Raw genomic sequence first — 22,407 nt, forward strand, 5'->3', positions numbered from 1 at the left:
ATCTGACTCGGAAACGGGGGCTCGACTGTGCGCTCTGGTGATGTGTTCGCCGGTTTCGTCATCGAACGCGAACTGGGCCGCGGCGGTATGGGGTCGGTGTACCTGGCCCGGCATCCCCGCCTGCCGCGCAAGACGGCGTTGAAACTGCTGAATCAGGAAATGTTCACCGATGACGAGATTCGCGCCCGGTTCATCCGGGAGGCGGATCTGGTCGCCCAGCTGGATCATCCGAATATCGTCACGGTCTACGACCGCGGCACCGAGGGTGAACAGCTGTGGATCTCCATGCAGTACATCGACGGTGTCAACGCCTCCGCCGTCAAGGCCGCTTCCCTGCCGCCGCTGCGAGCCGCGCAGATCGTCTCCGAGACGGCCAAGGCCCTGGATTACGCGCACGGGCGCGGCGTCCTGCACCGGGATGTGAAGCCGGCGAATATCCTGCTGGCCCGCTCCTCGGGCGGTGCGGGCGGGGAACGGGTGTACCTCACCGATTTCGGCATCGCCCGCCTGCGCGATGACACCGGTCATCTCACCCAGACCGGCACCGTGACCGCGACCCTGGCGTACGCCTCACCCGAACAGTTGACCGGGGCCACCATCGACGGACGTTCGGATCAGTACGCGCTGGGCTGCACGCTGTTCCAATTGCTCACCGGCGTGGTGCCGTTCGAGGGCACCAGCCCGGCGGCGGTGATTCGCGGACATCTGCAGCAGACGCCCCCGCCCGCCAGTCCGCTGCGGCCCGAGCTGCCGCGCGCCATCGACGGGGTGCTGTCGCGGGCGCTGTCCAAGCGTCCGCAGGACCGCTTCCGGTCCTGTGCGGAATTCGCCGCCGCGGTCGATCACGCGCTGACCGCGCGCCCGGTGCCGCCGCGGCAGCCGACACCCGCGCGACCGCAGCCGATCGTCGCGCCGCCGCCGGTCGTCCCGCGGCAGCCGACACCGGTGCGGCCGCAGCCGGTGGTTCCGGCCCCGCAGCAGCAGCGGCCCATGTCGGGATCCAATCCCGTTCCGCTGTATCAGAATCCGGTGCAGCCGAATCCCAATCCGGCGTATCCGAATTCGGGTGCGGGATACCAGAATCCCGCACCGCCCTATCAGAATCCGGTCGTGGCCCCGACACCCAATCGGCAGAATCCGGTGTCCGGTCCGGCGTACCCGAATCAGCAGCACCAGCCGAATTTCGCCCCGCAGTCCACGGGGCAACCGGCCTACCGTGCGCCCGAACGCAATTCGAGCCAGATCGGCTGGATCATCGCCGCCACCACGGTAACCCTGGTGCTGATCATCGTGGTGGTAACGGTGATCCTGTACAACCGCTGACCCCTACACGTCCGCGATGGCCGCCAGCGGCGGCGTCCGGGCCGCGCGCACCGCGGGCCACAGCGCCGCCAGCACGCCGACCACGCCGGAACTCACCACCATGAGCACGATCTGACCCCACGGCACCGAAATGGTGGCCAGGCCGAGATCCTTGAGCGTGCGCAGGAATCCGACGCCGAGCACCAGCCCGAGCGCCACCCCGACCACACCGCCGAAGATCGCGATCAGCATGGATTCCAGGTAGATGGTGCGCCGCACCTGCGGCCGCTGCATACCGACCGCGCGCAGCATGCCGATCTCACGGCGTCGCTCCACCACCGACAGCGCCAGGGTGTTGACGATGCCGAGGATGGCGATCACCACCGCCAGGGCCAGCAGGCCGTACAGGATGGCGAGCATGGTGTTGATCTGCTTGCCCTGCGCGCCCTTGAAATCCTCACGGTCCTGCACCTGCACCACGGCCCACTGATCGACTGCCTTCTCCAGATCGGTGCGCATGGCCTTCAGATCCGCGCCGGGCTGCGCGGTGATGAGCACGATGAAGTTGGTGCGGAAGCTCACCGGCATCACCTGGTTGTACAGCGCCATCGGCGCGACCAGCGGGCCGAGCAGCTGGGTGTCCTTGTAGATGCCGACGACCTGGACCTGGTAGTTCTTCTTGTCCAGGCTGGTGATGTCGACCTGCTGTCCGACATGCCAACCGCGGTCGCCCGCTTCGGTTTCGGACAGCATGATGCCGTTCTCACCGAGATTGTCGCTGCCCTGCACGATGTCGTAGCTCAGCACCTTGTTCAGCGGCCCCTCGGGCACGGTGCCGAGCAGCTGATCGTCACCGGCCTTGAACGTGACGCCGTGGAACTGCACCACATCCGCTACGCCCGGCACCTTCTGCACGACCGGACCGGCCGCCAGCGGCACGCCGACCAGACTGTTGGTGGGCCCCTGCAGGATGTAGTCCGCCTTGACGCCCTTGTCCACGACCTCGCCGATACTGGCCTTGGCCGAAGCGCCGAGCATGCCGATGGCGGTCACCAGCATCAGTCCGAGGGTCAGCGCGAAAGCCGTTGCGGCGGTGCGCCTCGGATTGCGCAGCGCGTTATTGCGCGCCATCCGGCCGACCGGGCCGAACGGGCGCACCAGCACGCTGAGCACCTTCACCACCGGCTTGGACAGCGCCGGCGAGGCCAGCAGCACCGCGAAAATCAGTGCCAGCGCACCGATTCCGACGGTGAGCGCGGCATTGCCGCCGGTGTGCTGAGCGCCCAGCACCACCAGCACGATGCCGACGACGGCCAGCACCGCCCCGATAGCGGTGCGAATGCGATTGGATTCCGCGGCGGAACTGAATTCCGCGCGCATGGCCTCGACCGGCGGAATGGTCGCCGCCCGGCGGGCGGGCGCGTACGCGCTCAACACCGTCACCACGACGCCGACACCGAGCGCCACCAGCACGGTGCGCGGCTTCAGCGCCATCGATCCGGTGGGCAAGCCCAGGTCGAAGGCGTTGAGCAGCGCCGACAATCCGAACGCCAGGCCCACACCGGCCGCCAAACCCAATGCGCTGCCGATCAATCCGATGATCAACGCCTCGCCGACCACGGACTGCCCCACCTGCTGCCGGGACGCGCCGACCGCGCGCAGCAGCGCCAGCTCCCGAAGTCGCTGTGCGACAAGCATGGAGAAGGTGTTGTAGATGATGAAGGTGCCGACGATCAGCGCGATCGCGCCGAAGGCGAGCAGGAAGTAGTTGATGAACTTGAGGGCGTCGCCGATCTGCTTCTTCATGTCCTCGCGGACCTGATCGCCGTCCTGCACCTTGTAATCCGGGAAGGTTTTGGCGATCTGATCGCGCAGCGCGTCCGCGTTCACGCCGGGCTTGGCGGCGATATCGACGAAGGCCACATGCTGGCCGTCGGTGAACAGCTGGCGGGCCTGTGCGTCGTCGAAGTACAGCTGGATGAATCCGCCGGTATTGCCGGCCAGTTCGTAGATGCCGCTGACCGTGACGTCGATATTGCCCTTGGACGGGACGAGCACCTTGGTGGTGTCGCCGACGTGCAGACCGGCGCGATCCGCGCCGCTCTTGTTGATGGCGACCTGTCCGGTCTGGCTCGGCGGCACGCCCTCGATGAACTTGTCCGGTTCGGCGACCGACTTGTCCGGCGGCAGATACGAGATGCCGATCGTCGGCGCGCCACCGGTCTGCACGGCCTTGCCGTCCTTGAGCAGCACCACCGAACCGTTGACCGACGGCGCGACCGCGCGCACCTGATCCATGGCCGTGATCTTGTCCACGGCCTCGTTCGGAATGCCCAGGGACTGGCGCTCTTTCGGGCTCACCCGGACATCGACGCCCTTGGCCTGATTGGCGAAGATGCTGTCGAAACTGCTCTGCAGGGTGTCGGTGAAGACGAAAGAGCCCGCGATGAAGGCGGTTCCGAGCACCACCGACAGCACCGTCAGGAACAGCCGCACCTTATGCGCGGCGAGGTTGCGCAAGGCAACCTTGCGCATGGGACTACCGGACATCAGTTGGTCTCCAGCGACTTCATCTTGTCGAGCACGGAATCGGCAGTGGGCGAACGCAATTCATCGACGATCCGGCCATCGGCCAGGAACACGACGCGATCGGCGTACGAGGCCGCACGCGGATCATGGGTCACGATGACGACGGTCTGGCCGAATTCGTCCACGGCCGCACGCAGAATCGAGAGCACCTCGCCCGAGGAATGCGAATCCAAGTTGCCGGTCGGCTCGTCACCGAAGATGATTTCCGGCTTGCCCGCCAGGGCTCTGGCGCAGGCGACGCGCTGCTGCTGGCCGCCGGACAGCTCACTGGGCCGGTGGGTGAGGCGGTCATTGAGGCCGAGCCGCTTGACCACGGTCGAGAGCCACTCCGCATCGGGTTTGCGACCGGCGATATCCAGTGGGAGCGTGATGTTTTCCAGCGCGGTCAGGGTGGGCACCAGGTTGAACGCCTGGAAGACGAAACCGATGCGATCGCGGCGCAGCTGGGTCATGCCCTTATCGGACAGTTCGGTGAGGTTGGTATCGCCGATGTGCACGCTGCCCCCGGTCGCGGCGTCCAGCCCGGCCAGGCAGTGCATCAGGGTCGACTTACCGGAGCCCGAAGGCCCCATGATCGCGGTGAACTCCCCCTTGGCAAAATCTGCCGACACCCCGTCGAGTGCCCGGACCTGCGTATCGCCGGAACCGTAGATCTTCATCAGATCGGTCGCGCGCGCGGCGACCGCGCCCGTGCCCGTGTCGAGCCCGACGGAATCCGAGACATTCGAAGTCATGCCGTCCAGTGTGTCGGTCTTCGCAGGCAGATGCCATCCGGGAACACCCCGAGCCGTCTACCCTCAGTGATTCCTTAGACGGTCAAGCGACCGATCAGGGCCGGTAGAAGGACATTTCCGGCATCGCATGCCGCGGCGATGCCCACCGAACTCGGGGCACGCCACCGGAGCACACCTGGCGGCACTGCGCGGCACACCGGCGACACTGCCGGGAAAATACCCTCAGTGCTGCCAGAACGGGACCGCGGGCTGCGGCGTGTTGTATTCCGGCGTCGCGCTCGCGGTACCACCGGACGGTTCCGGCACCGATTCGGTGGTGGTGTCCTGGTAGTACTCCTCGGTGGTCGTGTACGCCGGGGCGGGCGGAGTGGTGAGACCCGGTGAACCACCGCCGCCCGTGCGCATCTGATCGATCGCCAGCAGCACTACCACCGCGATCAGCAGCGGAATCAGGATGAGGGCCAGCAACCACATCAGGCAGCCCCGCGCCCGTGACTTCTTCTTGGGCTTCTTGCGCGGCTGCGGAAACACCTGGGTTCCCGACTTCGGCATCGCCTTCGTGGCCGAGCGCGCCGCCGACGGCTTCACCGGTGGCCGGGTGGGTGACGGCGCGGCATAGGCGGCAGCGTACGGCGTGCCCTGTGCCACAGCGCCATTGGCCGAAGTCGCGACCGGCTTGCCCAGCGCGGCCGACGCGTGCTGCGGTGTGGCGGGCCGGCCGCCCTGCGTCATGAAGGGCCGCGGGGGCGTGTTCGAACCGGCCGCGCCGCCCGGGGTGAAACCGGGCTGACCGACCATCGGATTCCGCGGGCCGGAGTGCTGCCCCGCCACCTGCGTGGGCCCGCCGTCCAGGGCCTGCTGTGCGGCGGTGGCGAATTCGACGCAGGAGCCGAAGCGCGCGGGTGGCTGTTTGGCCATGGCGCGGGCCATCACGGCGTCCAGGGCGGGCGGGAGACCGGGGCGCAACGCGCTTACCGGGGGCGGCGGCTGTTGCAGATGGCCCTGCATGATGGCGACCGGATGCTGCGCGTCGAACGGGACGACACCGGTGAGCAGCCGGAACAGCGTGCAGGCCAGCGAATATTGGTCGCAGCGGTGATCCAGCGGCTGCCCGGAGAGCTGTTCGGGGGCCGCGTACGCCAGGGTGGCGGTGAACGAGCCGGTCTGGGTGAGTTTGGTGCCCTCATCGCGTAGTCGCGCGATGCCGAAGTCCGCCAGGAAGATTCGCTCCTCACCGTCGGAGCGTTCGATGAGAATATTGGCGGGCTTCACATCTCGGTGCAGCACACCCTTGCGATGCGCGAAATCCAGCGCCTTCGCGGTCTCGGAGATGATCCGGACGGCTTGCCGCGGTGGCAGATTCGCCGATTCCAGCGTGGACGCGTCCGGCCCGTCGATGTACCGCATGGCGATCCACAGCCGCTCGTCATCGAAACCGCGATCGAACAGCGGCACGATATTCGGGTGATCCAGCCGCGCGACCACATCACCCTCGCGCTCGAATCGCGCCCGAACCTCGCTGTCGCCGAACAACTCCCGATTCAGCAGCTTGATCGCCACCAACCGTGGCAATCGCGGATGCCGAGCCAGATATACCGACCCCATGCCACCACGGCCGAGCTCACGTTCGATCAGATATCCGGCGAACGTCTCCCCGCTGCGCAGCACAAGCACCCTTCCGTGTCCATTAGCCTCCGCTGCGCTGCGGCTGTTCGCGGCCCCAGGGAGTCGATCACCACCTCGGTGAGGCAGGCGGGAGCGAGCTTAGTTCAGGGGTGCGGAACGCCACCAGGTCAGCACTTCATCGATAGTGCCGACGACGCCGTCGGTGTACATGAGGTACTGGCCGCGGTTGGCGTCACCGGTGAAGGCGGTGACCATGCGCGGGCGATCGTCACCGGTGAACTGGTAGTTGGTGTACGCCTTGCCGCCGCTGGTGTCGGAGCTCTTCTTGTCCGGGTGCAGCGCGCTCGCCGCCGCCTGCGCCTTGGCCGCTGAGGAGTAGGCGTAGATGCGGTAGAACGGGTCGGCGTTATTGCCGCCGCCGAAGCAGCGCCATTGCACCGCCCAGTCGCCGAAATCGGGTTCGCCGTCGGACTTGTCCGGCGGGCTCTTGGGATCGGCCAGCCAGCAGGTCGCGCCGTTGTAGCCGGTATCGCCGGTCTTGTTGGCGGGCACCAGGCGCGGGAATTCCTTGCTGATCGCCGAGGAGTCGACCGGCTTATCGGAACCGCCCGGGTTCGCGGGCGGCGCCGAACCGCTGGGCTTACCGCTCGCGCCCGCGCTCGTGGTACCGCTCGAGGTGGTGCCGGTGTCACTGCTCTTGCTGCCGAGTGCGGCCAATCCGATGACCGCCACGACGACCAGCACGAGCACGCCCACGATGATGCCGACGATGAGTCCGGTGTTGGACTTCTTCGGCGGCTGTGGCGGGCGCTGTCCGCCCATCGGGCCGCCCATGCCCGGCGGCTGTCCCGGCGGCGGCCCGCCGTAGTTGTACTGCGGCGGACTCGTGTACTGATTCTGCGGCGGGCTGGTGTACTGGTTCGTCGGCCGGTTCGGGGTCTGGCCGTACAGCGGCTGCGGTGTGGGGGTCGCCGTATTCAACTGTGTCGCATACGGATTCGGCCCGACCGTGGGCGCGGGCGCGGCGGTGCGCGGACCCGAGGTGTACATCGGCCCGTTCACCGTCGGGGCCGGTCCGCCGGTCATGGGCATGCCTTGCTGGCCCATGGTGGGATGCGGTCCCTGGGTGTGCATGGGCTGACCCTGCTGCGTATGCACGGGCGACGGCGGCGTGGTGCGCGGATTCACCAGCGGCAGCGCGGGCGAACTCGGCGAGGCCAGCGCGTGCTTGGCGGCGGCCGCGAAATCGGCGCAGCTGGCGAAACGCTCCTCCGGGCGCTTGGCCATGGCCTTGTTCAACACCAGATCCAGCGTGGGCGGCAGGCCCGGGCGCGCGCCGCTCAGCGGGGGCGGCGGCTGCTGTAGATGGCCCTGGATGACCGCCGCCGGATTGGTCGCCGAGAACGGCCCGGAACCGGTGAGCAACCAGAACAGGGTGCAGGCCAGCGAATACTGATCCGAGGTGCCGTCCAGGGCGGAACCGGTGAGCTGTTCCGGCGAGGCGTAGGCCAGGGTCGCGGTGAAGGTGCCGGTCTGGGTCAGATGGCCGCTGTCATCGCGCAGGCGGGCGATGCCGAAGTCGGTGAGGTAGACGCGTTCGCCCTTACCGCCGGTGGAGCGGGCCAGCAGGATATTGGCGGGTTTGACGTCGCGGTGCAGCACCTCGTTGCGGTGCGCGTAGTCCAGCGCGTCGGCGGTCTCGGAGATGATCTGCACGGCCCGCTCGGGCGGCAGCGTCTGCGGATTCACGCTGGAGGCATCGACACCGTCGATGTACTGCATGGAGATCCAGAGCTGCCCGTCCTCGAGCCCGCGGTCGTAGACGGTGACGATATTGTGGTGGTCCAGCTGGGCGACCAGATCCGCCTCGCGCTCGAAGCGCGCGCGAACCTCCTTGTCGAACACCATTTCCCGGTTCAACAGCTTCAGGGCGGTCAGCCGGGGCAACCGGGGATGCTTGGCCAGATACACCGAGCCCATGCCCCCGCGCCCCAGCTGCCGCTCGATAACGTATTCCGCAAACACATCACCGCTGGACAGCATGTCTAGCTCCCACTTCCTACGTCTGCGCCGGGACCCACCAGCGCGCGACGTACCGCAAACGATCGGCATGATCGTGCTCGGGCCGATCCGGAAATCACCGAAACCATAGCGCAATCGAGTCCTACGGAACTATCTCTGCGAATCCCGCAAGCGCAACAAGAGTGAGCACGATCTCCTGTCGGAGGGCGGTTATATGGTGTTCGGCATGCGCATAGGAGCACACGTTCGGCAGGACGGCGATCCCATCGGCTTCGGGGAGAAGCTGGGGGCCGACGTCATCCAGATGTTCGTGGTCGATCCGCAGAGTTGGGACAAACCCGCGCCGCATCCGCTGGCGGCGGAGATCAAGGCCAGTCCCATCGATGTGGTGGTGCACTCGTCGTATCAGATCAATGTGGCCAGCCTGAACAATCGGCTGCGCATGCCCTCGCGCGGCGCGGTGGCGGCGCAGGCGAAGGCGGCCGCGGATCTCGGCGCGTTCGGGCTGGTCGTGCACGGCGGGCACGTCCGCAAGGACGAGGAGATGGTCGAGGGAATCCTCAACTGGCGCAAGCTCTTCGAACGCCAGCAGGACAAGGGCGGGTTCGCGGTGCCGATTCTCATCGAGAACACCGCGGGCGGAAATCACGCCATGGCACGGCATTTCGACGATATCGGCCGATTGTGGGACGCGGTCGGCGATTTCGGCGCGGGGTTCTGCCTGGACACCTGCCACGCCTGGGCGGGCGGTGAGGAATTGCTCGGCATCGTGGATCGGATCAAGGCGATCACCGGGCGCATCGACCTGGTGCACCTGAATTCCTCGCGGGACGACTTCAATTCGGGCGCGGACCGGCACGCCAACCTGGCCGACGGCACCATCGACACGCAGCTATTGGTCGAGGTCTGCAAGGCCGTGGATGCCCCGATCATCCTGGAGACGCCCGCCGAGGGCGTCGCCGAGGATCTGGCCTTCCTCCGTGAACAAGTCGGATAGGCATACGCCTGCGCTTAGCCCGGGTAACGGCTTTCGATCCGGCTGCGCCTAAACCTGTTTCGGACGCTGGGCCGATGGTGTGCTCGAACCACGCAATCGTTCGAGCGAAAGGCCCAGTATGTCCGTCGATTACGCCACCTCCACCGCCACCGTGGTGAAGCTCGGCAGCAAGATCGGTGCCCGTATCGACGGCGTCCGGCTGAGCGGCGAGCTGGATTCCGAGACCGTCAAGGTGATCCAGGATGCCCTGCACGCGCACAAGGTGATCTTCTTCCGCGGCCAGGAGCATCTGACCGAGGACGGTCAGTACGAATTCGCGCAGCTGCTCGGTCAGCCCACCACCCCGCATCCGACCGTCACCTCGCGGGGCGTGAAGTCGCTGCCCATCGATTCGGAATACGGCCGCGCCAATAGCTGGCACACCGATGTCACCTTCGTGGATCGCATTCCGAAGGCGTCCATCCTGCGTGCGGTACACCTGCCCTCCTACGGCGGCTCCACCACCTGGGCCTCGACCACCGCCGCGTACGAATCGCTGCCGGAGCCGCTCAAGGCGCTGGTGGAGAACCTGCGCGCCCGGCACACCAACGCCTACGACTACGCGGCCGATCGCAGTGACACCCACGCCCCGAACGAGCAGGGTAAGGCATACCGCGCGGAGTTCGAGTCCACCTACTACGAGACCGAGCACCCGGTGGTCCGCGTGCACCCGGTCACCGGTGAGCGCACCCTGTTGCTCGGCCATTTCGTGAAGAACTTCGTCGGGCTGTCCGCCGCCGAATCCGCCGCGCTGTTCCAGCTACTGCAGAACCGGGTCACCAAGCTGGAGAACACCACTCGCTGGAACTGGCAGCTCGGCGATGTCGCGATCTGGGACAACCGCGCCACCCAGCACTACGCCGTCGACGATTACGACGGCCAGCCGCGCCGCCTGACCCGCATCACCCTCGCCGGCGATGTCCCGGTCGACATCCACGGCAATCCGAGCACCATCATCACCGGCAATGCCGAGCACTACTCGGTCATCGAACAGGTCGCCCCGCGCGCTGCCTGACGAAAACCCTTCCCGGCGTGATGTTCTTGCGTGCGCCATGCCCGGGAAGCCCGGCCGATGCGACCTCCCATCTCTCGAGGGTCGCATCGGCCTTTCGCGTATCCGGGGTTCGCACGGGTCGTCGCACGACCGGAGCCGACCGCCCGGTCGCGGGCTCGAGGCAGAATTGCGCGCATGGAGATTCGGCCGCTCGACGGTGTGCGGGTTCTGGAGCTGGGTAATTACGTGGCCGCGCCGACAGCGGGCCGGATCCTGGGGGACTTCGGGGCCGAGGTGATCAAGGTCGAGCGGCCGAAAACCGGTGACGAGCTCCGCAATTGGCGGCTCTACGGCGGCGACACCTCCATGCTCTATCGCACGGTCAACCGGAGTAAGAAGTCGATCACGCTGGATCTGCGGACCGAGGCGGGGCGCCGGATCGTGCTGGATCTGGTGAAGCGGTGCGATGTGCTGCTGGAGAACTTCCGCCCCGGCATGCTGGAGAAGTGGGGGCTGGGGCCGGACGCGCTCAACGCCGCCAATCCGGATCTGGTGATCACCCGAATCTCCGCCTACGGGCAGACCGGGCCGCTGGCACAGCGGCCGGGATTCGCGGCGGTGGCCGAAGCCGTCGGCGGATTGCGGGAACTCGTCGGTGATCCGGATCGGCCGCCGGTGCGAGTCGGGGTGTCGATCGGCGATTCCATCGCGGGGATCTACGCCGCGTTCGGGACCGTCATGGCGCTGTTCCAGCGCGAGCGCCGCAATGATCGGGTTCCCTTGGAACAGCGCATCATCGATGTCGCGCTCAATGAATCCATCCTGTCGGTGATGGAATCGCTGGTGCCCGATTACCTGGCCTACGGCATCAATCGGGAACGCGTGGGCGGGCGCATGGAGGGCATCGCGCCCAGCAATGCCTATCCGTGCGCCGATGGGTACAGCATCATCATCGGCGGTAATGGCGACGCGATCTTCCAGCGCTATATGCAGGTGATCGAGCGGCCGGATCTCGCGAGTGATCCCGAGCTCCAGGACAATGCGGGTCGCTGGCGAAATCGCGAGCGGCTGGACGCCTCCATCGCGGAGTGGACTCGATTGCGCACGCGCGATGAGGCGCTCGCGCTGCTCGAGGCGGCCGCCATTCCGTGCGGGCCCATTTACACCGCCGCCGATATCGTCGCCGACGAGCAGTACCGGGCGCGCAATATGATTCAGAACTTCGCCGTCGATGTGGGCGAGGCCGAACCCAAGCAGGTCGGGTTCACCGGCATCGTCCCGGTGATCGGGGAACAGTCCCTGGATATTCGCAATGTCGGCCCCGATCTGGGTGAGCACACGCACGAGGTGCTCTCCGGACTGCTCGGCATGTCCGATCTCGAAATCGACGCTCTGGAGGGCCGATGACCGCACTGGCGAACGGCATACTGCGCGATGTGACGCTGCGCGACGGATTGCAGCTGACCGGGAAGGTGCTGCCCACCGAGCGCAAGGTGGAGATCGTGCGCGAGCTGCTGGCGCTGGGGGTGCCGGAATTGGAGATCGGTTCCATGGCGCGCCCGGATCTGGTGCCGCCCATGGCCAATACCCTCGAACTGGTGGCCGCGCTGACCCCGGAGGAGCTGGAACGCTGCTGGGTGTGGGTGGCGACGCCGCGGCATGTGGAGAAGGCCGCCGCGGCGGGGGTGCGCAATTTCCAGTACTGCTTCTCGGTCTCGGATTCGCATAACAAGGCGAATATCGGGCGCACCACCGAGGAGAGTCTGGCCGCGATGCCCGCTGCCGTGGAGTTCGCGCGGGCGGCGGGCGGGCGGATTCAGCTCTGTCTGGCAACGACTTTCACATGCCCGTTCGAGGGTCCGGTGGATCCGGAGCGGGTACTGGCCATCGCGCGGGACCCGCGTGCGGAGGGGTCGGCCGATATCGTGCTGGCCGACACCCTCGGGCAGGCGCATCCCAGGCAGGTGACGGCACTGGTGAGCGCGGTTGTCGCACAGGGGCACTGGGGCACCGACGCGCATCGAATCGTCTTCCACGGGCACGACACCTGGGGTATGGGCGTGGCCAATTCGCTGGCGGCGCTCGGTGCGGGCGCAAGCGTCCTTGACGGGTCACTGGGCGGGCTCGGCGGCTGCCCGTTCGCACCGGGGGCGTCGGGAAATACCTCGAGTGAGGATCTGCTTTTCGCGACCCGGCCGGAATGGTTCACACCGGCGGCATTGGCGGCACTCGTGCCGATCTCGGAGCGCCTGCTCGCCGAACTCGGGGAGCCGAATAGGTCGCGAACGGCCGAGGGCAGCCGGTCGGAGGCCGCCGCATTCGAATGGGTTATTCGCAGGCAGCCTTGAGCTTCAGCGCAATTGCGAGTTCGGAGAATGCGTCTGCGAGTTCCGCGGAATGCGTCAGTGTTTATCGGCGGCCGCGGCCGCGGCGTCGGCACGCAGTTTGAGCAGAATCAATCCGGCGGTACAGGCGAGAATCAGCCCGGCGACCGTGACTTCGACGCGTAGACCGGCAATCCCGAGCACCGCGCCGACAACTCCCCCGAGGAAGATCACCCAGGCGGTGGTGCGAGCCAGAATTGTCCACCAGCGCGACGATTCCGAGGCCGCAGGCTCCCCCGTACGCGCTATCGCGCGCTGCGGGGATGTCGAGAATGCACCCATCATCCACTCCTCGATGACGCCCGCCGAGTTCGGCGAACCAGGTGCGCGTCTCTCGGCAAATTTCGGGCGTCTCACGTGTAACTTTGGACACACATTACGGCTCGGCAACGAAATGTCCATGCGACACGTGCGCAGAACACGCGGACTTTATTGATTCGATATGTGAATCATTGCTGTTTGAGATATTGTTGTGCCTTGCGCTTTCGCCGGGGTTGTCGTTGAAACGGACCGACCACCCGCCTGGCACCGCGGTACCTCCTCCGTTAGGGTGAGCCCACTCGAGACGAATCAGGAGTGCTCCCCATGGCAGGCAGCAACGTCGGCGCGGACCCGCGCGACGCCACCCCGTGGCGGCGGCTACCCGCTCCCGTGGCGGGCGTCGCGGCCGCCGTCGGCGCGGTCTCGCTCGGCCTGGTACTCATCGGCGCGTGCGGCCTGGGCGGCCAGGACACCTACGTCGCGCCCCCGCCCTTGAACGCGGATCTGCAAGCGGCGCCCGTGGTTTCAGCCACCAAGAACGGCACCACCACCCCGGCCGTCGTGATCCCGCCCTCCCCCACCTGGCGGGTGGCGGCCGACCAACCCCCGCGTCACTCCCCGATCTCCTCGCTCCCCACGACGGACCCCAAGGACGCGAACCCGGACGCGGAATCCCCGACCACGGCGTCCCGCACCACGCCGCTGCATCCCAGCACCACCCGCCCGACCACCACGCGGCCGCGTCCCACCACCGATAACCCCGCTCCCACAACGGAATACACCCGCACCACCCCACCCGCCACGACGGAACCCGCGATCGCGGTCCCGACGACGGAGGACGATTCACCCGCCAGCGGGTAGACCACGCCAACGAATTCGCGCCCCGCATCAGTGCCGATGCGGGGCGCGAATTCGTTTGCGGTGAGCTAGAACTCGACCAGGGTGTAGTCGCCGACGCGGTCGGTGAGGACGCGCAGGTGTTCCAGATCGCCGCCCAGGGTGCGGGCGATGGCGGTCAGGCGAGCCACGTAGTGGCTGACCGGGTATTCGGTGGTGATGCCGATACCGCCGTGCATCTGGATCGCCTCCTGGCCGATGTGGCGAGCCGAGCGGCCGACCTGGAGGCGGGCGCGGGAGGCGACCACCGGATCGGTGACATCGTCGGCCACGGCGGCGGTGGCGTACAGGCTCATACTGCGGGCCAGCTCCAGCGAGACGTACATATTGGCGGCACGCTGGCTCAGGGTCTGGAACTTGGACAGCGTGACGCCGAATTGTTTACGGGTCTTGAGGTATTCGGTGGTCAGGCGCAACGCCTCCTCCATCGCCCCGAGGGATTCGGCGCAGAGAGCCGCCTGCGCCTGGGCGGTGGCCACCGCCACCGCCGCCTGGGCATCGGCATTGTCGCCGAGCAGTTCGGCCCGGGCCGAGGCGAATTCCACCTGTGCGCCGCGACGACCGTCGAAAGTGCGGAAAGGCTTGCGGGACACGCCTTCCGCATCGGCCGCCACCAGGAACAGGCCCAGGCCGCCGCCGGGGAGTTCGGCGCTGACCACCAGCTCGTCGGCGCAATCACCGTGCGGGACCGGGTTTTTGACACCCGTCAGCGCGTAGCCGTCACCTGATGGAACGGCGGCGGTGGTGAGTTCGGTTGCGGGCCAGCGGGTACCGGGCTCATCGTGCGCGAAGGCCAGCAGCCTGGCGCCGCCGACCAGCTCAGGCAGCACCCGCTGCCGCTGTGCCTCGGTGCCCGCGGCCGCGATCAGCGTGCCGGGGATCAGCACCGCGTCGAGGATCGGCTCGGGCGCGAGGCGGCGGCCGACCTCCTCGAGCACCACCATGACCTCGACCGGTCCCGCGCCGACGCCGCCGTCCTCCTCGCTGAAGGGCAGGCCCAGCACGCCGAGTTCGGCGAGCTGACGCCAGACATCGCGATTCCAGCCGAGTTCGGTATCGGTGACCTTCAGGCGGGTTTCCGGATCGTAGGCCCGCGCGAGCAGATCGCGGACCGTGTCGCGCAGCATGACCTGTTCATCGGTGAGTTCGAAATCCATGGCGGCAGCTCACAATCCGAGGATGGTGGAGGCGATGATGGTGCGCTGCACCTCGCTGGAACCTCCGTAGATGGTTGTCTTGCGGTAGTTCAGATAGCTCGGACCGGTGCGCTGCGCCCAATCCGGCGACGCGATGCCCTCGGTCTCGACCGGAAGCGCGTCCGGCCCGGCGATATCGAGCAGCAATTCCGTCGCGGCCTGCTGCAATTCGGAACCGCGCAGCTTGAGCACCGAGGAGGCCGGATTCGGCTTGCCATCGGAAGGCTGGGAGACCACGCGGGCCAGGGTGAGCTCCAGGGCCAGCAGCTCGTTCTCCAGTTCGGCGATGCGCGCCGCGAACACCGGATCCTCGAGCAGTGTGCCGCGACCCGACTTGATCTGCGCCGCATACTCTTTCGCGACACCCAGCTTGACCTTGGTGCGGCCGACGCCGGTGATGCCGGTGCGCTCGTTGCCGAGCAGGAATTTGGCGTAGGTCCAGCCCATGTTCTCCTCGCCGACCAGCTGATCGGCGGGCACCCGGACATTCTCGAAGAAGACCTCGTTGACCTCGTGATGCCCGTCGATCAATTTGATCGGGCGGATGGTCACGCCGGGGGTCTTCACATCGAAGAGCAGCATCGAGATGCCGGCCTGCTTCTTCACCGTCGGATCGGTGCGCACCAGGCAGAAGATCCAGTCGGCGTACTGGGCCAGGGTGGTCCAGATCTTCTGGCCGTTGACGATGTAGGAATCGCCGTCGCGCACCGCGGTGGTACGCAGCGAGGCCAGGTCCGATCCGGCGTCCGGCTCGGAAAAGCCCTGGCACCACCAGATGTCGAGGTTCGCGGTCGGCGGCAGGAAGCGCTGCTTCATCTCCTCGGAGCCGAACTGCGCGATCACGGGGCCGATCATCTGGGCGTTGAAGGTGAGCGGTTCCACCACCGACGCCAGCTGCATCTCGTCTTCCCAGATGTGCAGCTGCATGGGGGTCCAGTCGCGGCCGCCCCAGGCAACCGGCCACTTGGGGACGGCGTAACCGTGCTGGTTGAGAATCCGGTGCGTGGTGACGATGTCATCGCGGGAGAGTTCGCGGCCGTACTTGACGCGGTCGCGGATCTCCGCCGGGATCTCGGTCCGGTAGAACTCGCGCAGTTCGTCCCGGAATTTCACCTCGTCGGGTGACAGGGCAAGTTTCATCGCATCTCCCAGCGTCGCTGTCGTATCGAGTTCGAACTTACCCCCCGGTAATAGCGGGCTTGTCGCCTGGATCACAACAGCGGGCCACTCGGCCCGGCGGTTCCCAGCCGGAGCTGGTACGTTGCCGAGAAGATCAGGCACGTTCCCGCCCGCGTCACGCGGCGAAAGACGCTCGCCTGCCACCACATCCGGTATCCGAGAGTTCGCAGGAGCAGCACGAGTGAACGGCAGCACCCTTCCCCGGCGCGCCGCAGCGGTCGCCGCCATCGCCGCCACGGCGGTCCTCGGTGCGACCAGCACCGCCACCGCCGAGCCGAAAGTTCCGGGCGACACTCCGGTCGGCATCGCGGTCGCCCAGCTCACCCAGGCCGCGGGCACCGATCAGGACGCGCTGAACGCGGTCGCGTCCACCGCCAAGACCGCACAGCTGGTCGCCGCCGCCGGACTGAAGAACATCGGCTTCACACCGTTCGGATATCAGGCCCCGACCCTGGGCTGCGGCTTCAACCTGCCATTCACCATGACCGCCGCCTCCGCGGTCTCCGGTCAGCCCGGTCCGGACAACGGCCTCTCCGGCCCGCCCGGAACCCTGCGCTTCCAGGCCGCGCCCGCCACCGTCGGCATGCCGCTCGCCTCCGGCCTGAACGTGGCCTGGCTCAACGTGGGCAACGGCCGCAGCGGTATCACGCCCCTGGACGAGCAGACCGAATACAACCTCCCGGCCCTGGCCAAGACCGTCGACACCGGCCCCGGCACCGTCGTCGCCTCGCTCTGGGGCAGCATCGACTATCCGGGCTCGCGCTGCCTGGTGCTGCCCACCGTCGGCCTCTTCACCGTCGCCGACCTCCCGGTGACCCCGCCCCCGGCGACCACGGATCCGGCCGCCCCCGCCACCACTCCCGCCCAGGCCCCCGCCGACACCGGCTCGGCAGGCAGCGGTTCGGCAAGCACCGGCTCCAGCGACGCCAACTGAAACACCCCATAGAACAACAAATGCGCCCCGGCTCACAGCCTGGGCGCATTTTGTTGGCGCCGTAACGCGCTCGCGCCCGGGCTCTTTCGCCGCGCCGGGCAGGCGGGCGAAAACAGCTGGGCGGGTGCGGTTTACGAGCGGGGCTTGCGGCGGGTATCGGCCCGCTTGAACTCACGATCACTGGGACCGCGACGGGGCGCGCGGCTCATGGAGCGCTGACCCGGCGCACCGGAGTCGAGCTGGAGCTGAATGAGCTGACCGCTGATCCTGGTGCGGCTCAACGCGTTCAGCGTCTCCTGCGACAGATCGGCGGGCAGTTCCACCAGGCTGTGATCCGGACGGATCGAGATATGCCCGAAGTCGCTGCGGCGCAGGCCGCCCTCGTTCGCGATGGCGCCGACGATCGCGCCCGGCGCGACCTTGTGCCGCTTGCCGACCTCGATGCGGTAGGTGACCAGATCCGCACCGGTCTGGCGGTGCTGGCTCGGGCCGCCCTCGCGGGGACGACGCTCACGGCGATCGCCCTCGAAGGACGAACGCTCACCGCGATCACCGCGCTCACGCCGGGGCGCGGGCTCGGGATCGGGCTCCATGAAGAAGTTGTTGCCGTCGTACGAGCCGATCGCCAGCGCGGCCGCGATATCCACCAGCGGGATATTGTGCTCGCGCTCGTAATCCTCGATCAGCTTGCGGAACAGCGGCAGATTCGCCGAGGAGAGATTCTCGGTGATGGTGTCGCCGAACTTCGCGACACGCTGCGCGTTCACATCATCGACGCTGGGCAGCTGCATCTCGGTCAGCGGCTGGCGGGTGGCGCGCTCGATGGCATCGAGCAGGCGACGCTCGCGCGGAGCCACGAACAGCAGCGCCTCACCCGAGCGGCCCGCGCGACCGGTGCGGCCGATGCGGTGCACGTACGACTCGGTGTCGTGCGGAATGTCGTAGTTCACGACGTGCGAAATGCGATCCACGTCCAGACCACGCGCGGCCACATCGGTGGCGACCAGAATGTCGAGCTGGCCGTTCTTGAGCTGCCCAATGGTGCGCTCACGCTGTGCCTGCGCGATATCGCCGTTGATGGCGGCGGCGGAATACCCACGCGCGCGCAGCTTTTCGGCCAACTCCTCGGTCGCCTGCTTGGTGCGCACGAAGATGATCATGGCCTCGAAGGATTCGACCTCGAGGATGCGGGTCAGCGCGTCCAGCTTGCGCTGGTACGACACCATCACATAGCGCTGACCGATATTGGTGTTGGTGGAGGTCTTGGTCTTGACCGTGATCTCCACCGGATCGTGCAGGTACTGCTTGGCGATCTTGCGGATCACCGGCGGCATGGTCGCCGAGAACAGCGCCACCTGCTTGGTGTCCGGGGTATCGCGCAGAATGCGCTCCACATCGTCCTGGAAGCCCATCTTCAGCATCTCGTCGGCCTCGTCGAGGACCAGATACTGCAGCTGGGTCAGATCGAGCGTGCCGCGCTCCAGATGGTCGATGACACGACCGGGCGTGCCGACCACTACGTGCGCGCCCCGGCGCAGGCCGGACAGCTGCACGGCGTAGTTCTGACCGCCGTAGATGGGCAGCACGTTCAGACCCGGAATATGCGTGGCGTACCGGCCGAACGCCTCGGCAACCTGGATCGCGAGCTCACGCGTCGGCGCCAGCACCAGCGCCTTGGGCGACTTGCCGGTTACTTCCAGCCCCATGAGGATCGGGATGGCGAACGCGGCGGTCTTACCGGTGCCGGTCTGCGCGAGACCCACCACATCCGCACCGCTCAGCAGCGGGGGAATCGTCGCAGCCTGGATGGGCGATGGCGATTCGTAGCCGACATCGGCGATGGCCCGCAAAACGCGGTCATCGATACCGAGATCAGCGAAGGACGGGCCGTTCGCGTCCCTCTCGTCGTCAGTGGGAACGCTGTCGGCCGGTGAGGTACTCATTGACCAGGAGTTTACTGCCTTACCCTGGTCGGTCCGACCATAGGGTGAATAGGCTGGACCGTGTGCAACCGGACAACCCGCCCTCGGCCGTCGCCGCAGCCCCCCTCCCGTCGGCCTCCGGACTGGGTCACGCCGAACCAGCTCCGGTGCGCAACTACGTAACCGGCACGGTCACAACGCCGGAACCGAGCAGTTCGGGGGCGACGACCGTCGTCGTTCACGAACCCGAGCCGCAACCGCAACCGAGCGTCGGCGCGGCGGATGCCAGAGCCATTGACATAGCCGTGGTGCAGTTCGCGCCCGGCACCGACACCGTGGCCAATCTCACCGCGTTGCGTGCCGAGGTACAGGCCGCCGCCGAGCTCGGCGCCCAGCTCGTGATCGCGCCCGAGTACTCGATGTACTCGGTGCTGCGGCTCGATGCGGGCGCGGTCGCGGCGGCGGAACCGCTCACCGGGCCGTTCGTGAACGGATTGCGCGGTATCGCAGCCGAATTCGGGGTGCACCTGGTCGCGGGCGTGCTCGAAACGCCGGGCGGGGATCAGCCCGAAGGGCTCATCTACAACACGCTCGTGGCCGCGACGCCCAATGCGGAATTCGCGGCGGTGTACCGCAAGGTGCATCTGTATGACGCGTTCAAATCGCGGGAATCCGATGTAATCCTGCCCGGGCCGCTGGACCAGGATCCGACATTCACCATCGATGGCATCGTGTTCGGTATGCAGACCTGCTTCGACCTGCGGTTCCCCGAAGGAATTCGGCGGATCGCGGCGGCGGGTGCGCACGTGCTGGTGCTGCCCGCGCAATGGATTCCCGGGCCGGGCAAGGTCGATCAGTGGACGACGCTGCTGCGGGCGCGGGCCATCGAGAACACCATTTATGTGGCGGCGTGTGATCAGGCCGCGCCCAATGGGTCGGGGGCGTCCATGATCATCGCGCCGACCGGTGCCGTGCTCGCCGAACTCGGCGATCAGCCCGGTATCGCGACCGCGCGGGTGGATCTGGATCACCTCGCCGAGGTTCGCACCACCAATCCGAGTCTGGCGCTGCGCCGCTTCACCATTCGCGGGGAGTAGTTCGGATTTTCCGCGGCGACAGCCCGGTTACTGACCGGATGTGCCAGAAAACCGGGGCGTCCCGGGGCGGCAACTAGACTGAACAGCAATGATGTATCCGGATCGGGGGACCGCCGGGCGAGCGCTGGGTGGGGTGCTCGGACACCTCCGCGCGGCGGATCCATTGATTCTGGGACTGCCTCGGGGCGGGGTGCCGATCGCGGTCGGCATTCGCGCGGTGATCGGCGGGGATCTCGATGTGCTGCTGGTGCGCAAACTCGGTGTGCCCTGGCAGCCCGAACTCGCCATGGGGGCCATCGGCGAGGACGGGGTACGGGTGCTCAATGCCGACGTCGTACTGAACACCGGCGTCACACCCCGGCAGTTCGCCGAGGTCGAGGACCGCGAACGCGTCGAACTGGAACGGCGACGGCAGATACTGCGCGCCGACCCCCCGATCCCGTTGAAGGACCGCACCGTGATCATCGCCGACGACGGCATGGCCACCGGCGCGACCGTCGCCGCCGCCTGCGAGATCGCCCGCCTGCACGAACCGCGCCGCGTCATAGTGGCGGTACCGGTGTCCTCCGCCGAAGCGCTGCACCGCATTCGAGCGCTCGCCGACGAAGTCGTCTGCCCGCTGGTACCGCGCGAACTCGGCGGCGTCGGCGGCGTCTACCTCGACTTCCACCAACTCGCCGACGACGAGGTCGTTCAACTCCTCACCGAATCGCGTTGACGCCGTCGGAGATTCGATCACCTGAAGCTCGTTGCCGCCGAGGGTGATCCGGTGGATCAGTGAATCTCGGTGATGCCCTTGCGGTGTCGCTGCGCGAGTTCGGCGTAGTAGGACGGATTCACCTTCACCCAGAGTTCGGCGGGCGTGCCCGTGATCGGCTTGCGCACCTGCGCGGGCGATCCGGCGGCCAGCACCCCGTCCGGAATCTCGGCCCCCGGCGGCACCAGCGAATGCGCCGCGATCATGGTGCCGCTGCCGATCTTCGCCATATCCAGCACCGTGCTGCCATTGCCCACAATCGATTCCGCGCCCAGCGTCGCACCGTGGAACACCACCGCGTGCGCGATCGTGGACCCCGGCCCGATCTCCACCGGCACATCCTCCGGCACGTGAATCACGGCATTGTCCTGCACATTCGCCCGCTCGCGAATAATGATCGGCGCGAGATCGGCCCGCAGCACGGCCCCGTACCACACCGACGCCCCCGCCTCGACCCGCACGTCCCCGATCAATGTCGCGGTCGGCGCGATGAACGCCGTCGGATCAACCGTCGGCCGCTTACCCTCGAATTCATAAAGTGGCACCCCCGCACCGTAATCCCCCACCCTGCCCAACGGTTCGACATCACCGGCCACCCACCCGAACCACCACCGCGAGACCACTCATGCGCCTGGTACACAAACAGCGTCGGAACTCCTCCGCAGCCGATCCAGCCGCAATTGCCAGTCACCGCCAGGTTGACTCAGCGAACGGCAAACCTGCCGACCCAGTCCGCGATATCAGCGCTGACCTCCGCGTGCACCGGCTCATGCAGTAGGTCGTGCCCGGCGTCGGCGTATTCCCGGAACTCCGCTGCCACGGTTGCGGCCCACGCTCGCACCGGTTCGATCGGCGTGCGCCGATCATCGACTCCGTGCACGAACAGCACTGGAAGCCTCTCGGGCACAACCGGTCCCGTCGCGGCCCCCGATCGCGAGCCGCCACCTGCGGTCGAGGCATTGCCGCGTGTGGTGGGAGTGTCCTTGCCCCGGGCGGACTTCGGAGGTTTGCCTTCCAGCACCGCGCGCGGCGTGCCGCAGAGGATCAGCCCGGTGAGCGCAGGTGCGAGTGGGCCGAGCGCGGCCATAGCGGTGGCTGCCCCCAGCGAATGCCCCATGAGGAACAGCGGGACGGAATCGGCTGGGGCCTGATCGAGGAATGCCCGTGCGTCAGCAGACAATTCAGGCAAAGTACCTGGCCGTTCGGCGTCGCCCTCGCTGAGTCCGTGGCCGGAGGTGTCCAGGGTCCACAGTTCGATGCGAGCGGGCTCCAGGGTGCGGGCGAAGCGGTGGTAATGGCCGCTGTGCTGGCCGGTGCCCGGCAGCAGCGCGATTCTTGCCGCGGGATCGGTGACCGGCCAGCGGCGGTAGTGCAGCCGACCGCGGCCACCTTCGAAATACGGCATCCGGCGATTCTCGCAAACGCCGCGCGGCGAGAGTTCGGCCCGCCGAGCAACGCGCCCCGCGCTCGCCCAATC

Annotated in this window: 19 protein-coding genes; 9 read left to right on the forward strand and 10 right to left on the reverse strand. The window is 67.3% G+C overall.

Annotated elements, in window-relative coordinates; all coding sequences use genetic code 11:
- Nucleotides 1-27: 27 nt before the first annotated feature.
- Nucleotides 28-1,323, forward strand: coding sequence for a protein kinase (locus AB0L82_RS23285; protein WP_364639771.1), 1,296 nt, complete (start codon nucleotides 28-30; stop codon nucleotides 1,321-1,323).
- Between the two features lie 3 nt (nucleotides 1,324-1,326).
- On the opposite strand, the gene AB0L82_RS23290 is transcribed toward AB0L82_RS23285, so the two are convergent.
- The 4 genes from AB0L82_RS23290 to AB0L82_RS23305 all read right to left on the reverse strand — a co-directional run bounded on the left by AB0L82_RS23290 (nucleotide 1,327) and on the right by AB0L82_RS23305 (nucleotide 8,294).
- Complete coding sequence (locus tag AB0L82_RS23290; RefSeq protein WP_364639775.1) at nucleotides 1,327-3,837, reverse strand: FtsX-like permease family protein; 2,511 nt, start codon at nucleotides 3,835-3,837, stop codon at nucleotides 1,327-1,329.
- Nucleotides 3,838-3,851: 14 nt separating this feature from the next.
- A complete protein-coding gene (locus AB0L82_RS23295; protein ID WP_364639778.1) occupies nucleotides 3,852-4,625 on the reverse strand; it encodes an ABC transporter ATP-binding protein in 774 nt (257 codons plus the stop codon).
- Between the two features lie 222 nt (nucleotides 4,626-4,847).
- Nucleotides 4,848-6,299, reverse strand: coding sequence for a protein kinase (locus AB0L82_RS23300; protein ID WP_364639781.1), 1,452 nt, complete (start codon nucleotides 6,297-6,299; stop codon nucleotides 4,848-4,850).
- Between the two features lie 90 nt (nucleotides 6,300-6,389).
- Nucleotides 6,390-8,294 (reverse strand): protein kinase, encoded by a 1,905-nt coding sequence (locus tag AB0L82_RS23305; protein ID WP_364639784.1) that lies wholly within the window; start codon nucleotides 8,292-8,294, stop codon nucleotides 6,390-6,392.
- Nucleotides 8,295-8,499: 205 nt separating this feature from the next.
- On the opposite strand from AB0L82_RS23305, the gene AB0L82_RS23310 reads away from it, so the two are divergent.
- The 4 genes from AB0L82_RS23310 (at nucleotide 8,500) to AB0L82_RS23325 (ending at nucleotide 12,651) form a co-directional block, all read left to right on the forward strand.
- Nucleotides 8,500-9,270, forward strand: coding sequence for a deoxyribonuclease IV (locus AB0L82_RS23310; protein WP_364639787.1), 771 nt, complete (start codon nucleotides 8,500-8,502; stop codon nucleotides 9,268-9,270).
- 118 nt (nucleotides 9,271-9,388) lie between these two features.
- Nucleotides 9,389-10,324 carry a TauD/TfdA family dioxygenase gene (locus AB0L82_RS23315; RefSeq protein ID WP_364639790.1) on the forward strand — a complete coding sequence of 312 codons (936 nt, stop codon included), beginning with the start codon at nucleotides 9,389-9,391 and terminating at the stop codon, nucleotides 10,322-10,324.
- 174 nt (nucleotides 10,325-10,498) lie between these two features.
- Nucleotides 10,499-11,710, forward strand: a complete 1,212-nt coding sequence (locus AB0L82_RS23320; RefSeq protein WP_364639793.1) for a CaiB/BaiF CoA-transferase family protein — start codon at nucleotides 10,499-10,501, stop codon at nucleotides 11,708-11,710.
- Nucleotides 11,707-12,651, forward strand: coding sequence for a hydroxymethylglutaryl-CoA lyase (locus AB0L82_RS23325; RefSeq protein ID WP_364639796.1), 945 nt, complete (start codon nucleotides 11,707-11,709; stop codon nucleotides 12,649-12,651). The genes AB0L82_RS23320 and AB0L82_RS23325 overlap by 4 nt, the downstream gene beginning before the upstream one ends.
- A 54-nt stretch (nucleotides 12,652-12,705) precedes the next feature.
- On the opposite strand, the gene AB0L82_RS23330 is transcribed toward AB0L82_RS23325, so the two are convergent.
- Complete coding sequence (locus AB0L82_RS23330) at nucleotides 12,706-12,969, reverse strand: hypothetical protein (protein ID WP_364639799.1); 264 nt, start codon at nucleotides 12,967-12,969, stop codon at nucleotides 12,706-12,708.
- 303 nt (nucleotides 12,970-13,272) lie between these two features.
- Between AB0L82_RS23330 and AB0L82_RS23335 the strand changes: the two genes are divergently transcribed.
- A complete protein-coding gene (locus tag AB0L82_RS23335; protein WP_364639802.1) occupies nucleotides 13,273-13,809 on the forward strand; it encodes a hypothetical protein in 537 nt (178 codons plus the stop codon).
- Nucleotides 13,810-13,874: 65 nt separating this feature from the next.
- Here AB0L82_RS23335 and AB0L82_RS23340 read toward each other — a convergent pair whose 3' ends face one another.
- Complete coding sequence (locus tag AB0L82_RS23340) at nucleotides 13,875-15,002, reverse strand: acyl-CoA dehydrogenase (protein WP_364639805.1); 1,128 nt, start codon at nucleotides 15,000-15,002, stop codon at nucleotides 13,875-13,877.
- Nucleotides 15,003-15,011: 9 nt separating this feature from the next.
- A complete protein-coding gene (locus AB0L82_RS23345; protein WP_364639808.1) occupies nucleotides 15,012-16,181 on the reverse strand; it encodes an acyl-CoA dehydrogenase family protein in 1,170 nt (389 codons plus the stop codon).
- A 220-nt stretch (nucleotides 16,182-16,401) separates the two neighbouring features.
- Between AB0L82_RS23345 and AB0L82_RS23350 the strand changes: the two genes are divergently transcribed.
- On the forward strand, nucleotides 16,402-17,154 hold the full coding sequence (locus tag AB0L82_RS23350) for a hypothetical protein (protein ID WP_364639811.1): 753 nt from the start codon (nucleotides 16,402-16,404) through the stop codon (nucleotides 17,152-17,154).
- A 131-nt stretch (nucleotides 17,155-17,285) separates the two neighbouring features.
- On the opposite strand, the gene AB0L82_RS23355 is transcribed toward AB0L82_RS23350, so the two are convergent.
- Nucleotides 17,286-19,097 carry a DEAD/DEAH box helicase gene (locus AB0L82_RS23355; RefSeq protein ID WP_364639813.1) on the reverse strand — a complete coding sequence of 604 codons (1,812 nt, stop codon included), beginning with the start codon at nucleotides 19,095-19,097 and terminating at the stop codon, nucleotides 17,286-17,288.
- 272 nt (nucleotides 19,098-19,369) lie between these two features.
- Here AB0L82_RS23355 and AB0L82_RS23360 point away from each other — a divergent pair, with 272 nt between their 5' ends.
- Together AB0L82_RS23360 and AB0L82_RS23365 are read left to right on the forward strand one after the other, a co-directional pair.
- Nucleotides 19,370-20,173 (forward strand): carbon-nitrogen hydrolase family protein, encoded by an 804-nt coding sequence (locus tag AB0L82_RS23360; RefSeq protein WP_364640487.1) that lies wholly within the window; start codon nucleotides 19,370-19,372, stop codon nucleotides 20,171-20,173.
- A gap of 88 nt (nucleotides 20,174-20,261) precedes the next feature.
- Nucleotides 20,262-20,891: a phosphoribosyltransferase family protein gene (locus AB0L82_RS23365; RefSeq protein ID WP_364639816.1), complete on the forward strand. Its 630-nt coding sequence runs from the start codon at nucleotides 20,262-20,264 to the stop codon at nucleotides 20,889-20,891.
- A 56-nt stretch (nucleotides 20,892-20,947) separates the two neighbouring features.
- Here AB0L82_RS23365 and AB0L82_RS23370 read toward each other — a convergent pair whose 3' ends face one another.
- Nucleotides 20,948-21,475, reverse strand: a complete 528-nt coding sequence (locus tag AB0L82_RS23370; protein WP_364639819.1) for a gamma carbonic anhydrase family protein — start codon at nucleotides 21,473-21,475, stop codon at nucleotides 20,948-20,950.
- A 158-nt stretch (nucleotides 21,476-21,633) separates the two neighbouring features.
- Entirely contained in the window at nucleotides 21,634-22,335 is a 702-nt protein-coding gene (locus tag AB0L82_RS23375) for an alpha/beta fold hydrolase (protein ID WP_364639822.1), read from the reverse strand.
- Nucleotides 22,336-22,407: the final 72 nt, after the last annotated feature.

The sequence above is a fragment of the Nocardia sp. NPDC052001 genome, assembly GCF_040680615.1.
In the GTDB taxonomy this organism is placed as follows: domain Bacteria; phylum Actinomycetota; class Actinomycetes; order Mycobacteriales; family Mycobacteriaceae; genus Nocardia.